This window comes from Pseudomonas sp. 7P_10.2_Bac1, assembly GCF_025465935.1.
Taxonomy (GTDB): Bacteria; Pseudomonadota; Gammaproteobacteria; order Pseudomonadales; family Pseudomonadaceae; genus Aquipseudomonas.
The window spans coordinates 206,459-221,850 of record NZ_JANLNV010000094.1; the positions used below are offsets into that span (position 1 = coordinate 206,459).

At 52.4% G+C, this 15,392-nt stretch carries 9 protein-coding genes and 1 pseudogene; 6 read left to right on the forward strand and 4 right to left on the reverse strand.

Translation table 11 applies throughout. From position 1 onward, the window contains the following. Positions 1-747: 747 nt before the first annotated feature. The 4 genes and pseudogenes from NTD86_RS24120 (at position 748) to NTD86_RS24135 (ending at position 7,997) form a co-directional block, all read left to right on the forward strand. The gene (locus NTD86_RS24120; RefSeq protein WP_262205888.1) at positions 748-4,782 is read left to right on the forward strand and encodes a hypothetical protein; all 4,035 of its coding nucleotides are present in this window, start codon (positions 748-750) and stop codon (positions 4,780-4,782) included. Between the two features lie 551 nt (positions 4,783-5,333). Next, positions 5,334-5,627: pseudogene (locus NTD86_RS24125) on the forward strand (hypothetical protein); the annotation flags it as partial. 367 nt (positions 5,628-5,994) lie between these two features. Beyond that, on the forward strand, positions 5,995-7,143 hold the full coding sequence (locus NTD86_RS24130; RefSeq protein WP_262205916.1) for a restriction endonuclease: 1,149 nt from the start codon (positions 5,995-5,997) through the stop codon (positions 7,141-7,143). A gap of 446 nt (positions 7,144-7,589) precedes the next feature. Further along, positions 7,590-7,997 carry a hypothetical protein gene (locus NTD86_RS24135; protein ID WP_262205890.1) on the forward strand — a complete coding sequence of 136 codons (408 nt, stop codon included), beginning with the start codon at positions 7,590-7,592 and terminating at the stop codon, positions 7,995-7,997. A 255-nt stretch (positions 7,998-8,252) separates the two neighbouring features. Here NTD86_RS24135 and NTD86_RS24140 read toward each other — a convergent pair whose 3' ends face one another. Continuing rightward, on the reverse strand, positions 8,253-9,419 hold the full coding sequence (locus NTD86_RS24140) for an MFS transporter (RefSeq protein ID WP_262205891.1): 1,167 nt from the start codon (positions 9,417-9,419) through the stop codon (positions 8,253-8,255). Between the two features lie 94 nt (positions 9,420-9,513). Between NTD86_RS24140 and NTD86_RS24145 the strand changes: the two genes are divergently transcribed. Together NTD86_RS24145 and NTD86_RS24150 are read left to right on the forward strand one after the other, a co-directional pair. Then, positions 9,514-10,407 (forward strand): LysR family transcriptional regulator, encoded by an 894-nt coding sequence (locus NTD86_RS24145; protein ID WP_262205917.1) that lies wholly within the window; start codon positions 9,514-9,516, stop codon positions 10,405-10,407. A 267-nt stretch (positions 10,408-10,674) separates the two neighbouring features. Beyond that, complete coding sequence (locus NTD86_RS24150) at positions 10,675-11,367, forward strand: GntR family transcriptional regulator (protein ID WP_262205892.1); 693 nt, start codon at positions 10,675-10,677, stop codon at positions 11,365-11,367. Positions 11,368-11,443: 76 nt separating this feature from the next. On the opposite strand, the gene NTD86_RS24155 is transcribed toward NTD86_RS24150, so the two are convergent. From NTD86_RS24155 to NTD86_RS24165, 3 genes are all read right to left on the reverse strand, one after another. Then, a complete protein-coding gene (locus NTD86_RS24155; RefSeq protein ID WP_262205893.1) occupies positions 11,444-12,970 on the reverse strand; it encodes a UxaA family hydrolase in 1,527 nt (508 codons plus the stop codon). Then, the gene (locus NTD86_RS24160; RefSeq protein WP_262205894.1) at positions 12,967-14,334 is read right to left on the reverse strand and encodes an MFS transporter; all 1,368 of its coding nucleotides are present in this window, start codon (positions 14,332-14,334) and stop codon (positions 12,967-12,969) included. The genes NTD86_RS24155 and NTD86_RS24160 overlap by 4 nt, the downstream gene beginning before the upstream one ends. A 109-nt stretch (positions 14,335-14,443) precedes the next feature. After that, a complete protein-coding gene (locus NTD86_RS24165) occupies positions 14,444-15,370 on the reverse strand; it encodes a 3-keto-5-aminohexanoate cleavage protein (RefSeq protein ID WP_262205895.1) in 927 nt (308 codons plus the stop codon). Between the last annotated feature and the right edge of the window lie 22 nt (positions 15,371-15,392).

Here is a 15,392-nt window from a genome sequence, read left to right on the forward strand (position 1 = left end):
CTAGACCCTCAGGGGGGCGTGTGTGTCGGTAAGGTGAAAGTGTGTCGACTGAAGGGTGATGGGAATCGGGCCTTTAGTGGTTACGGGCTGTATTGCTGGTAATCAACACGCTGCTGAGTCAACTGGGTCAACCAGTCAAGTGTGGTCAACTAACTCTGGAATCCAGCCACTAACGATTTCGTGCGGGTTTCCTGCCCCGTACCTAGCAATAAGTCCCAGGGGCCCAGTCACGTTTGACGCACCAGCTTCTATCGCTGGAGGGACCATCGACTAGGGGGCTAAGGGGGGCTCTCTGAAAGGCAGTGTTGCGTGTGTTACAGGTGTTTCAATTTTATAACTATCTGATTTTAAGTGATTTTTATTGGTTTCCTCAGCCTTGATCGTACTCAGGATGAAGTGTTACGGGGGAGGGGGGTGTTACATGAAATTGGTTCTTGGATTGGTACTATCGAATATCTTAAACCTGCTGTTGGCCAGAAGCGGCAATCGCAAAGCGAGCAGGCATAGATTCGTTGCGACAGGATCTGGCGGGCTGAAAATGACTCATAGTCGATGTTGGAACTCCATACGAATAGGGTTTATCTTCTCCATATTTCGAGTGCTATATCCTGTCAGATCGCGCTGCATCTCTCATAGATCCTGGAAAATGCCGTAATCTCGCGGTTATGATCAGGGCAAAGCGTTTTGAATCTCCACCTACGGGTCGCTAGAACGCATTATGCATTTCAATGGAATGAGTCCGCCAAAATGAGTCCGGCTTACTATTTACCTCGCAAGCTCACAGATGGTAATAGAACATATACGGAGGAGGAGCTGCTCCTCGCTTCAGACTACGTGATCGTTCTGTCTGAGCCCGGTGGAGGTAAGTCATCATTGCTGGAAAGCCTTGCGCAGCGACTAGAAGTGGCATGTGTCACTGCTAACGTTTTCAGCCACTTGGGGGGCGATACAAATAATTCCTCTCTAGTCATAGATGCTTTTGATGAGCTAGCTAAGATCGATCAGACCGGTATCCATAGGCTACTTGCCAACGCGACAAAGTCTCATGCGAAGCATGTAGTCATTTCGAGCCGATCAAGCGAGTGGGGCACCTCGTCGACTCAGGCGTTTACGGACTTTTTTAGACAGTGTCCTCTCGTAGTTCGGTTATGTGAATTCGATAAAAATGAACAAAAGTCTATATTTGATCAGCATGTGCCGGGTGAACATTTTAAAAATTTTCGGAATGAAGTATCAAGGTTTGATCTAGAGTCACTTCTTCCGAATCCTCAATTTCTAAAACTTTTCGCAGATGCATACGTAGAAAGTGGCAGGCACTTTGAAAATAAAAGATCTATCTTCTCCCTTGCAGTAGAGCGCTTATCAAGGGAGGTGAATCCTAAGATCGCAAGTAAGCCTAATTCACTCTCTGTTGTTGAAAGAGTGGATTTTGGATCTGAAATATTTGCCAAATTGCTCCTGTGTGGATCTGATGGCGTAACTAAGAATGAAGCAAGTGAGAGCCGTATTTACCCATTTATGGGTTCGCTTTCCAGTAAGTATGAATACTGTGGAGATATTTTAGCAACGAGACTATTCAAGCCTGGAGACTTGTCGGATCAACATCGCCCAGTTCACAAAGTGGTTGTTGAGTACTGCGCTGCAAGCTATTTGACGAATCGCATTCGGGATTCAAGAGACTTTCTCACATTAACAAAATGTCTGCCTGTTATTGCACCTAACTCTATCGTTCGAGATGAACTGCGCGGCCTTATTGGGTGGATGGCTGCGCTGGGCACTAGAGATGTCCAGGCAGCAGTAATCCAGTTGGATCCATATGCCGTGCTGGCAAACGGTGATCCGTCACAGCTGGAACCATCTTCAAAAAGATTGTTGATTCGCAAGCTAAAAGAAATTGAAATAATAGATCCTTATTTTCGAAGAGGTGACTTTGGTAGGCGTTTCAGCGTTGCTGGATTTTTCACAAGAGATGTTGTTGACGAAGTTAGATCTATTTTAGTATCAGGAGGTGAAGGGCATCTTCGTGATCTTATTTTAGAGTTGTTAGTTGGTTCAAAAGAAACCAAAGAGTTTGAAGGTGAGTTGGTGAGTATACTGTTGGCTTCCAGGGAGTCTGAGAGCGCACGGTTTCTGGCAAGTAAGTGTTTAATTGCGATTGCTGGTCGTAATCACAAACCCGATTTGATGGTTTTGATTGATGAGGCTACTCATACTTCCTTGCGAGTAGCTGCAGAGTTCATGAAGTATGCATATTCCAAGGCGAGTGAGCGGGCATTAATTTTTGATTTTCTTCGCGCTTGTGCGAGTCTTTATCCGGAAGAATATAATCGTTATGATCGTATTATAGAGTCTCGTTTTTTTGTGAAGCAACTAATTGTATGTTTAGAGTGCGAAGTAGTTGGGTGGCTTCTCGATGAGCTCTGTTTAGATCTTGTCTGCACTTGTGCGAAAGAAGTCTACGAGTGCAAGTGTAAGATTGGTACAAGTAAAATCATGGGCTATTTGTTGGATCGTTATTTTGATGTCGTCGCCCCGCCGCATGATCCGGTAAGGGTTTGGAGGTGGGTTGAAAACTTAAACTATCACAATCAAATAGTTGCAAGTCAAAGCAAAGCAGTTGAAATTCTACAGCAAGATATAAATTTGCGACAAGGGATTATTGCCGTCGCATTCGGAAATTTGACGGATAGAGAGGAAATATTCAAAACAAAAATACATAAGTTTGAGTTTCACTCTCATTCAGGTTTGATGCTGTTTCGTGAGGATAAAAAGTTTTTAGCGGATCTTGCTTTTGAGTTAGGGAATCCGATTTTATGGTCGACTTGCATTCCGTCACACCAGAAGCATCAGTCTAGTAATGCCCGAGGGCCTGATGACTTACGGTGCTACTTACGTGGCCAAGCGCTTGCGAAACCAGAGTTCATGCACCAGTGGGTCAAAGTTAATAGGTCAGCCTCGGAGCTCGATAAGTTAAATGGTTTGCCAGCTAATCTTAGAAGAAAGATAAATAGGAGTAAATATAAGCGAAAAATTATTCGAGAAAAAAATGCGCAATACGTTAGAGAAAACAGACAGCTGATTGAATCTGGTTCGCACTGGAGAAGCTTGGAGAGGTTAGCCGTTCTTACGTTAATGGAAACGAATGGAGTCGAAGAAGAATTTGGCGATAAAACAATTGCGCTGAATGCATTGAGAAATTGTATCGATTTTATAGCGCCGCACATACCAGAGCTGCAAACGCTTGCAGAACTGTCCTGCGCCTCTAAAGGATCAGGCGCTGTACGGATATTGTTTGCAGCCTGCCTGGAAATTATGCGGGAGCAACAAAGTCTGGAGTGTATAGATCTACGACTATTAAAGTCAGTTAGAGCTAGTATTAATGTTCACTATAGATCTGTGAGCGATGATGAGAACAAAGCTATTAAGCGTGAGATAGATAGACTTATTTTTGCTGAAGATGGCGGTGCGGAAGATTTTATTAGAGCTTATGTTGAGACTCAGCTTGCCATTCCTGGGTGTAATAATCCAGATGTTTGGCTTCTGCGCGGAGATGAAGCTTTTTCCCAGTTGCGCTCAAAGCTGTCTATTGAGTGGTTGACTCGTTTTGAAGAATTAAAGCTCGATACTGATTGTGCTTTGTTTGACATCGCTGTTCAGTACGCTGATCGTGATTCATTGAAAGCTATTATTATGAAACGATGCTCTGAATTAATAGCGCTAAGTTCTGATGTGGCGAATTGTGAGGATTTAAAACAGAAACGTTTATTCTGGTTTCTTGCTGATTTTTATTTCAATGATGATATCTCGAAGCCTCAGTGGGACTGGTTGCAGGTTGATGCTGAAAATATTTTTGCTTTTTATGAGCGCTCAGGAAAACTTCGGAATAGTAATTCGTCGTGGCCAAGCTTAACTGCTGTAAAAGTTAAGGCTGTTCTTGATGCGTTTATCAGTAGCTGGCCTGAGGTGGAGTTGAATAATCAATGGGGGAACGATAGCCCGAAGGAAGAGAATGCATATCGTTTTATACAGGAGTTAGTGTGGAGTTTGAGTTCGTTGGAGGCAGATGAAGCCATTCCTGTTATTCAGGATCTTCTTGCAGATTGTAGATATGAAGGGGTCCGCAGGGATTTAAGTAGTATTCATAGTGCGCAATTTAGAAGGCAATCACTCAGAGATTATGAAGCACCATTCCCTAGGGATATTGTAAGTCTGCTAGACACCGACTCCATTGTTACTGTGGAAGGGTTGCGGCAATTTATCATTGATGAGCTTCATGTTCTACAGGGTGCAATTAATGGTGGTGAGTTTAATTCGGGAGATCGATTTTATGATAAGGAAAAACGGTTAGGTGAAATAAAGTGCTCCGAGGTGATTGCTGAACGTCTTAGCATTCGACTTGAATCTCTGGGTGTGATAATTACGCAGGAACATCAATTGAAAGAAAGTAAGCGGAGTGATTTTACGGCAGCAAAAATTATTGATGGTAAAAGAAAGCTTCTAGTTACTGAGGTCAAAGGTCAATGGCATGCAGAGCTATACACTGCTGCGCAAGATCAACTTCATGATCGATACTCAATTCATCCAGATGCGGAGCAGCAGGGGATTTACATTGTTCTTTGGTTTGGTGGTGACGAGCTAATAGCAGGTCGAAAGAATTCAGGTGTTGCAACCGCAGAAGAATTAAAGTTAAGTATCCAAGCGAGTTTGCCACGGCAGTTGAGCGGCCTTCTTGATATTTTTGTTCTGGATGTCAGTAAATCTAGACGATGGCCAAGTGTGTAATCTATCCAATTCTTTGTGTGGGGGTATGTTTGATTTATTGGATTGTAAGATTTTTCAGTGAATATCTTATGTCGAATTCGGATAGTAAGTCTTTCATCGCTCAAAGCGATGAACCGTTTTAATGGCCAGGAAATACCGATAAACAATGAGTACTTTGTTGGTAACCCTCACACCTCAGTTATGAGAAGGGGTGTGGTGACGTGGGTCATCATGAGTTTGCCTTCAATGTAAAGGTTTAGCTGAATATCCCATTTCTGAATCATCAAACAGCTTCATAGTTTCTCCGGTTGGTTGCAGATATGGCAGGTTGCCTCTGGCCAAAATAGTCGTCTACTCGGATTAGACATTTCCTCACTCAGGCTGCAAATTTCCATACGGTTTAGTCATGAAACATCGGCCCGATACGCATCAGATCACCACACCTAGGTCTCTATATCATTAGCTTACTTGCCTCTCAGCACCTCACCGCGCTCTCGCTAACCTATCTGCGCTGGGCATTTGCCGTTAAAGTGCCTCAAGCCCAGTAGTTTTTTTGCAAGGATGCTCTTAGGATGCTTTCATCGCCCCAACCCAAAAGCCTGATCATTGACCTGGAGGTCGTCCCCGGCAAAGCCAATCAACCTGACCGCATTTTTATGGTTGGCGCCTTGCGTACCGACACGGAAGAAGAGTTTGAGCGTAAGGTCGACAAGGATTTATCCTCTGCCCTTGAGGCGCTAGATAGCTTGGGGTTGGGCGCCAATTTCGTACTTGGCCATAACATCATCGATCATGACTTACCGATACTCCAAGCGCAAGCTGCGCACCTGGCTTTACACCAGTTACCGGTTATTGACACAAGCCGCTACTAGCTGAAAGCTGCCTCCGCCAATGGAGCTTTCGATCCCAAGAGACTTGTCATTGGCTTATTAGAATCATGGCTGCTAAAACTCTTGTTGGTACATGTAACTTTTGGCGGAGAGTTGAGTTTGCAGCTATTTAGATAATGCGCGCAGGATTTACGTCTGCTGTAGCTGCTGAGAGTGGCTGGTGGAGGTGCGTAAAGTACAACTCGTTTGCAATCATGAAGTACGTATTGCTCAACCATGACTTTCCTGATTTGCCCGCTGCCTTGAGCACTCTCATGGACGACATGCTGGCACTAAGCTATCTTCGCCTGCAAAATTAAGCGCGGGCCGCGCGATGAGATGACTCAGCAAAGGGATGGGCGCGATGATTTACCGATGCAATGGATGCAGTAAGACAACCTTTGAGACTTCATGCTCAGGTTGCTTGAATTCTGAGGTTTCGCCGTCTTCAGAGCTTGATGCATGGCACCTTACTCCGCTGGATCCTTCGTTTTATCCGGACTTCCAATATCGGTCCAAAGGGCTGATAAAAGACTTTCTCGGTAAAAAAAAGGAGCAAGCCCAGCTCAACGAGCTTCTGAGTAATGTGTTGAGAAAATACTCGGAGCTGAAGCAGCCCTATTTCACAAACTTCATCCACACCACTCGTCAAAGGAGAGGGAGTGATGAGGCAAAACAATCGGGCGAATACACCCAGCTAGACCTGTTCAGGGAGGTGTTGGTTCGCAAAGGCTTTGACGAGCTTGAAGGCTTGCCTTCTCTTTTGGACAAACTGCTGCAAACGACTGCGTTTAATTCTACCTACCGAGGGTTCGCGAGAGAGTTGTCTCGTCATATTCGAGCCAATCTTGCAGATACTTTGCGCTCCTGGATTGAAGAGGCCGGAACGACATTCAGGTCTGACTTGGCCTTGTTCTACTACTACCTTTGGGAAAATAAAGTTGTCTTTCCTAATGTCCAATTCAATCCTCAGGCTGCCTCGACACCTGGTATACCGCTCCTTCCTTTACAGGCCTTACTCAATAGTCTGGAACTCTGCGAGGATATCTATTACGACATTCTCGTTGAGCGGTTGGGTTCCCAGCTTGAGCATTTCAATCCGAACCAATTCATCACTATGTACCTAGTGGATGCTATGGATGGATTTCAATTCGAAGCCTTTCTGGTCGAGATCTTCCGAACCATTGGCTACGACGTAAAAGAAACCAAAAAGACAGGTGATCAAGGCGCCGATCTTTTCGTCAACCGGTTTGGCAAAAACATGGTCATCCAGGCCAAGAATTATTCCGGTACTGTGGGTAACTCGGCGGTGCAACAAGCTATTTCTGCAAAAGCGTTCTACGGATGTGACGAGGCGATGGTAGTCACCAACTCGTACTACTCAATATCAGCAAAAGAACTGGCCGACATGGCAGGCGTCAGGCTCATCGACCGCATTGGGCTTCAGAGTTATCTGGATGACTACAATCAGAAACTCATCGAGGTCTTTGAGGTTGAGGAAGAAAGCGCTTAGGCGTATCTGTTCTTCCAATCAACTACGAACGAGCCCCAACGCAGCAGGCTGCTTCATTGCAGCCTGCTGCAATCGCTTACATCCCCCTCACACCACCGCCGCCTCAACCATCCTGACGTTCGGCGACCCTGCCTTCGAATTCTGCTTCAGTCGATACCTAGCAATATTTCGCTCGCTGGGGGGTTATCATCCACGGGGTGTGGGGGTGCGAAAAGACGTGTTACAGGTGTTACAGGTGTTACAGGTGTTACGAGTAACGTTAACCTATTGAATTTCTTGGGTTTTATTGCCGTTACACACCTCTAATCCATCACATGCGTTGGGTGTTACAAGCCAAATAGGTGTTACAAACCGTAGGCCGCAATCGGTCGGAAGCTGTCTTTCACCGCTCCACAGAAACACTCTCAACGTATCCTGCTAAAAGAAAACAATGAAAAGGAGTTCGAATGAAAACTGATTGGCAACAAATACGAGAAATGATGAACACTGTCATCGATAGCTGTGAGCAGATCGAGACGGCAGGATTCAATGAAGAACATCGCTCCGCGACCGTGGAAATCAAAGGCGTCAATTACTCCGTTCAGGAGTTTTTAATCAGTGCTTGGACGCTCCCGGAAAACATTCGCTACCAGATCATTCGTGAGCGTCATGAAGCTGGAAATAACCTTCCCTACGTTCCTGAAGCAGCCCGCATTCTTGTCTCCATGGCGCAGGCCTGTGCGGAATTGGTCGGAGCAGCCGACACGGCACCAGCTCAAAAAGCTATTGCAGGAATGAATCATTGGTACAAGGCCTACGCTGTACCGCATATGACCACAGCCATCGGGCTGGCAAAAAAAGAATCTGACGCTTAGATTCCATGGGCAATCACCCGGCGGAGGCGGATCTGTCATCTCCTGTACGAACGCCTGCTATGGGTAGTTTTCAGCCTCTCACCGCAGGCAGAAAACGGCCAAAAGCAGTCAGTCACGATAGCTGCGGTCGACCCAATACGAACTTTCTCGTAGACAACTGTAGTGGTCTAATGAAACCGGACACTCTTTTAGGCGAGAATACTTGCCAAGGGCGGCATTTCTACCACTTGCCGCCCCTCATCCCCCTCATCCCCCTCACACCACCGCCGCCTCAACCATCCTGGAACGCCAGACAGAAGCCAACACCATCAGCAGCCCCAGACCCGCCATGGCCGCTCCGGCCAGGGAAATCGCCGGATAACCCAGGCCCGCATTGATCACCGCTCCGCCCAGCGCTGCGCCTATCGCGTTGCCAAAATTGAAGGCGCCAATGTTCACCGCAGAGGCAAGGTTGGGCGCGTCTTTGGCTGCTTCCATGACGCGCATCTGTAGCGGCGGCACCAGGGCGAAGCTGGCGATACCCCATATCAGGATGGCCAGTGCAGCAGGCACCTCCCAACGCATCAGCAGGGTGAACGCCAGCAAGACGAGAATCAGCACGCTTAGCGAGACGATCAAGGTGCGATCTATCGAGCGGTCGGCGGCCTTGCCGCCCCACATATTGCCCAGCGTCAACCCCACTCCAAAAAGTACCAGCATGGCGGTGATGTAGGCGGTGGAACCATGGGTCTCGCTGCTGAGGATCGGCGCGATGTAAGTGAAGACGGTAAACATTGCGCTCGATCCGACGACGGTCAGGGCCAAGGCGCCCAGCACCGGGCCGCGCCCCAGTACTCGAATTTCGGCCATGACACCGGCGCTTTGCGGCGTCTTCAGGTTAGGCAGGGCGAACCACAGCGCGGCCATGGTCAACAAGCCGAGGCCAGTGATGCCCCAGAACGCGGTGCGCCAACCGAACAGCTCACCAAACCAGGTGGCCAGCGGCACACCGCCGATGGTTGCCAGGGTCAGGCCCATGAACATCGCCGCAACCGCTCCGGCACGTTTTTCCGGAGCGACCACGCTGGCGGCGACGATGGAGCCAACACCAAAAAATGCACCATGGTTGAGTGAGGTCACCACCCTGGCGATCATGAGGCTGTAGTAATCGGTGGCCAGGGCTGACATCAGATTACCCAGGGTGAAAATCGCCATGAGCCCGATCAGCAGATAGCGCCGGGGAATTTTGCCGGTGGTCAGGGTCATCAGCGGTGCGCCGAGCAATACGCCCAGCGCATACGCACTGACCAGCAAACCGGCGGCAGGAATGGAAACGCCCAGATCCGCAGCGATACCCGGCAACATGCCCATGGGGGCGAATTCTGTGACGCCGATGCCAAAGGCTCCGATGGCGAGTGCTACAAGGGGTGGATTGATACGCATGAAAGGCTCCTTATCTATGCCGCTAATGCTACGATCCTGTCTTTTCAAGCGGTAGATGGCATTTTTGGCAATCACCTTTGCGCAGGAGGCACAAGTGGACTTCAACGGCAGGTCTGGTGAAATGAGCGTGTTCACCACCGTGGCGCAGGAAGGCAGCCTGTCGGCCGCCGCGCGTGCACTGGGCCTGACACCCTCGGCAGTCAGTCGGATCATCGCGCGTACCGAGCAACGCCTTGGCACCCGCCTGCTGTTGCGCACCACCCGAGCGCTCACCTTCACTGCCGAGGGCGAAGCGTTCCTGCGCGGCGCCCGGCGTATCCTGGCCGACATGGATGAAGTTGAAGAAGCCATCGCCGATCAAGGCGTACCCAGGGGGCGATTGCGGGTCAGTGCGGCCCTTGGCCATGGCCGGCTGGCCATCGTTCCCTTGGTTGCAGCATTCAGCGCCCGTTACCCGAACATCGTCGTCGACCTCACCCTCGGCGACGAAGTGGTCGACATTCTTGGCGGTCAGGCGGACGTCGCGATACGTTTTGGCCACCTGCCCGACAGCCCGCTGACCGCGCGCAGGATCGGCGACACCGGCCAGGTCGTGGTGGCATCGCCCGATTACCTGCAGCGCCACGGCATCCCCCAAGAGCCGGAAGACCTGTTGCAGCACAACTGCCTGCGCTTCAACTTCCGGCGTGCCGAGCCCAACTGGCCGTTTATCCGCGATGGAAAAGAGTTCTCCCTAAAGGTCAGCGGCAACATCGAATGCAGCAGTGGTGAAGCGCTGTCACAATTCGCGCGAGTAGGTGCCGGCATTGCACGTATCGGTGAGTTCAGCGTGAACGAGGACCTGCAGCGCGGCGACTTGATTGCACTGCTGGAAGCCTGGAACCCCGGGGACCGCGAACCGATTCATGCGGTGTTCGTCGGTGGGGCGGCCATGCCGGCGCGAGTACGATTGTTCGTGGATTTCTTGCTGGAGCATCACCGGATATAAGCGCAGGCGTGAGCCGGGTACTTGTGGCCGATTTCTGCCTGTCCCCAAGGGCCTTAGACAACCCGAATTCGGCTAAAGAAAACCCATGGATCAGCTTCTGATCCAGAACATCGTTTGCACCGTAATCTGCGGATGACTTTCTAGCGACTCCTGTATTCTGCAAGCGTCTATCCAAATCTGTGATCACAGATGCCGTTTTAACCTACCCCCAACGCCCCAATCCGCCTATAATCCCCGCCCATGAATCTATCCAAACTCGTGTCGCCCATGGTCCGCCAGACTCTCAGTGCGGACGTTTATTCTCAGCTTCGTGATCTGTTGATCAGTGGCCGGGTCATGCCCGGAGAGAAGCTGTCGCTCAGGTCCATTGCGGATGCGCTGGGCGTGAGTGTGATGCCGGTGCGTGAGGCGGTGCATCGGTTGGTGGCTGAGCAGGCGCTCGAGATGTCGGCCAATCGCTTTATCCGGGTGCCGGTGTTGACGGTCAGCCAGTTTCGCGAGGTCACCAGTATTCGTTTGAATCTGGAAGGCCAGGCAGCGGCGCGGGCGGCGGAGTTGGTCAGCCCGCAGGCGCTGCAGGAGATAGAGGGTATTCATGAGGCTTTTTGCAAGGAGTTTGCCAAGAGCGCTCCGGATGAATCCCAACTCATCGCGCTGAATAAAGAGCTGCATTTCGCTATTTATCAGCAGGCGGACATGCCCATCCTGCTGCGGATTGTTGAGTCCCTTTGGCTAAGAATCGGGCCGATCCTCAATTACGATCTGCGCTCGGGCACTGAGCGGGTGATTCAGCGGGTGCAAGCCAGCCACCATGCGGCAATGGTCGAGGCCTTGAGGGCGCGCGATCCGGTGGCGGCGTGTGAGTCTTTGCAAAACGACATCAAGAGTGCCGCAGAATTTATTTTGAATACCGGTGCGCTGGTGGTGGCGGATGCCATCAAGGCTGTCGACGCGGATTAACCCGGCAGCAGAGGCAAAAAACGAGGCGGACTGAACAGTCCGCCTCGTTTTTTTATGGGCGCTGACCTCTGGCGGCTTACATCTGTGCGCCGATCATCCAGGGCACGGTTTCTTCGTTGCCCACGCCCAGGGCTTCACTTTTCGATTGCTCGCCCGACGCGACACGAATAAGCATGTCGAAGATTTCCCGGCCCTTGGATTCAAGGGTGGCGTCCCCGTCCATAACGTCTCCGCAGTTGATGTCCATGTCATCCTGCATGCGGGTGAACATTTTGGTGTTGGTCGCCAGCTTGATGGACGGCGCAGGCTTGGCGCCAAAGCACGAACCCCGGCCGGTGGTGAAGGCCACCAGGTTGGCGCCGCTGGCGATCTGGCCAGTGGCACCCATGGGGTCGTAACCCGGTGCATCCATAAACACCAGGCCGCGGGCGGTAATCGGCTCGGCGTAGCGGTACACGCCCATCAGCGCCGAGGAGCCGCTTTTTGCCACGGCGCCGAGGGATTTCTCAAGGATGGTGGTCAGGCCGCCCGCCTTGTTGCCCGGGGTGGGGTTGTTGTCGATGCTGCCTTTTTCCCGATCTGCGTAGTTCTCCCACCATTTGATGAGGTCGACGATGCCTTGGCCCACTTCACGGGTGGCCGCACGGCGCGTCAGCAGGTGCTCGGCCCCATAAATTTCTGGGGTTTCACTCAGGATGGCGGTGCCGCCTTGGGCGACCAGCAGGTCGACGGCCACTCCGAGGGCAGGGTTGGCGGTAATACCCGAGTAGCCGTCCGAACCGCCACATTGCAACGCGACGGTGAGATGCCTGGCAGGCACCGGCTCGCGCCGACAGGCGTTGGCAATCGGCAGCATGGCTTCCACGGCAGCGATTGCGGCATCGGCAGCCTTGCGCGTCCCGCCCGCATCCTGGATGACCACCGGCGCGATCAGCTTGCCAGTCTCGATGCCTTGCGCCATGAACAGCGCGCCCATTTGGTTGGCCTCGCAGCCCAGGCCGATGACCACCACGCCGGCGAAGTTGGCGTGCTTGATGAACCCGCCCAGGGTGCGCCGCAGTTGGTTCACCCCCTCGCCGTTGTGCTCGATGCAGCAACCAAAACTGTGGGTGATCGGCACCACGCCATCCACGTTCGGATAGGCATCGAGCACACCGTTTCTCGAGAAGTGTTCCACCACCATTTTGGTCACGGTAGCGGAGCAATTCACGGTGCTCACGACGCCAATGTAATTGCGCGTGGCCACCCGACCGTCCGCGCGCACAAACCCCTGGAAGGTCACCGGATCGGCTGGTGGCGTGGCGATCCGCGCGTCTTCGCCGAATGCATAGTCACGCTCAAACGTGGCCATTTCCAGGTTGTGGGTGTGCACATAATCGCCGGGCTCGATGGGTTGCGTCGCAAAACCAATAATCTGGCCATAGCGCAACACTGGTTCACCCGTGTCGACGTGGGCCAGTGCGACCTTGTGCGCGGCGGGCACGTCACTGCGCACCACGGTATCGTCGAACTCGGTGATCACCGTGCCTTCTGCGATCGGCGCACGGGCGATGGCCACGTTATCGCTGGGGTGAAGTTTTAGTACCAGAGACAGAGTCTTCATTTGATCCTCGTGTTTTCAGTCATGCACGGTGTGACGTGGGGCAATACGATGTTGTCCCGTGTTGTAGAGGTGCTTTCTTGCGCTTGGCGCAGGCGGGTGCTGAGGAACGCGGCGAGCATCAACAGGGCGGCCACAATGATCAGCCCGTTCTTGGTGCTTCCGGTTGTTTGCTCGACGAAGCCCAGCAGTGACGGGCCGAAGAAACCACCGGTAATCCCGCAGGTATTGACCAGCGCCAGGCCGGCGGCCATGCCGGCGCCCGCAAGCCGTGAGCTGGCGAAGAGGAAGACCACCGGCTGCACGACAAAAAACATCGAGGCGGTGAGGGTGAATCCGATCAGTGCAATCATCGGCGGCGTGTAGGCGGCCAGGGTCAAACCGGCCGACATCAGGACCAGCCCGCCAAACATGATCTTGCGCGAGAGTTTTGGCGTGGTCGCGTACTTGGGCAGGAAGGCGGCGCCCAACGCGGCGGCGATCCAGGGGATTGAGTTCAACAGGCCGATTTGTACGGAGGTCAGCCCGCCGTATGTGCCGATGATGCCCGGCAAAAAGAAGATGACCGAATACACACTGATCTGGTGCAGAAAGTACACCGCAATGGCTAGCCACAACTGAGGGATTTTGAACACGCCCTTAAAAGAATGGCCGACGTTGCCGGAGGCGATTTCTTCATCATTTTCTTTTTTGAGGGTCTGTTCGACTTCAAGGGCTTGTTCCTTGGTCAGCCAACTGGCCTTGGAGGGTTTGTCCGGAAGTTTTTTCCAGATCACCACCGAGAACAGCACCGCCGGGATGCCTTCCAGAAAGAACAGCCACTGCCAGCCATGCCAGCCCATGATGCCGTCCATTTCCAGCAACAGCCCGCCAATCGGCCCGCTGATAATGTTGGCCAGGCACACGCCGATCAGGAAGTAGCCGCTGGCGCGCGCCCTTTGCTCCTTGCCGAACCAATAGGTCAGGTACAGCATGACACCCGGAAAGAGCCCCGCTTCAGCAGCACCGAGCAGGGCACGGGCGATATAAAAAGTCGTCTCGTCGGTGATAAAGGCCATGCCCGCCGACAGCACGCCCCAGGTGATCATGATCCGGGTAATCCACAGGCGTGCGCCCACGCGGTGCATGATCAGGTTGCTCGGCACTTCCATCAGCGCGTAGGTGAGGAAGAACAGCCCGGCGCCAAATCCATAGGCGGCCGCAGAGATACCCAAATCGACAGCCATGTGGGTTTTGGCCAGGGAAATATTGGTCCTGTCCAAAAAGCTGATGACGTAGGCAAAGATCAGCATCGGCATTAGCTTGCGAAACATTAAAGCGTTCAGCGACTGTCCCTTTTGTGTTTTTGTATGGGTCGTTGCGAACATGGTTCAGCTCTCCTCATGAGGACAGGGCGTCGGGCCGCTGTCGCAAAACAGCGCCCGTGAGTACTCGATCTATCCTCTGGATAATCTTTAGTGGGGCAGGGCCCCGTGCTTAGAAGTTGACGTTGTCGCCACCCTTGAGTTTGAGAATCTGTCTCGCGTCATCGGGCGTCGCCACTTCCAGTGAAAGTCCTTCCAGAATCGTGCGCATGCGCCGCACCTGGTCCGCATTGCTTTTTGCCAATTGCCCCGGGCCGTCCCACAGCGAGTCTTCAAGGCCAACCCGCACGTGCCCGCCCAAGGTCGCTGCCTGCGCGCCAATGCTCATCTGTTGCTTGCCGGCTGGCAGCACCGACCACTGATAGTCATCCCCGAACAGACGGTCGGCAGTGCGACGCATGTGCAGCACGTCTTCGGGGTGAGCGCCGATGCCGCCGAGAATCCCGAACACCGACTGGATCAAAAACGGCGGCTTGATCAGCCCGCGATCAATAAAGTGGGCCGCCGTGTAGAGATGGCCGATGTCATAGCACTCGATTTCAAAGCGCGTGCCGTTTTCGCTGCACGACTCCAGGATGTGGGCAATGTCGGTGAAGGTATTTTTGAAAATACGGTCATGGCTGCCCGCCAGGTAAGGTTCTTCCCAGGCGTGCTTGAATGTCTTGAACCGATTGAGCATGGGGTACAGGCCCATGTTCATGGTGCCCATGTTCAGCGAGGCCACTTCGGGCTTGAACTGGTGCGCGGGGCGCAGGCGATCTTCTAGCGACATGGTCGGTGCGCCGCCAGTGGTCAAGTTGATCACCACGTCGCTGGCTTCCTTGATAGCCGGCAAAAATTCCTTGAACAGGGCCGGGTCCTGGGAAGGGCTGCCGTCCACCGGGTTGCGCGCGTGCAAATGGACAATGGCCGCGCCCGCCTCGGCAGCGCCAATGGCCTCTTCGGCAATTTGGCCGGGAGTGACCGGCAGGTAAGGGGACATGGACGGTGTGTGGATGGCGCCGGTAACAGCGCACGTAATGATGACTTTACGAGCCATGGTGATCTCCTGGTGCTTTTGT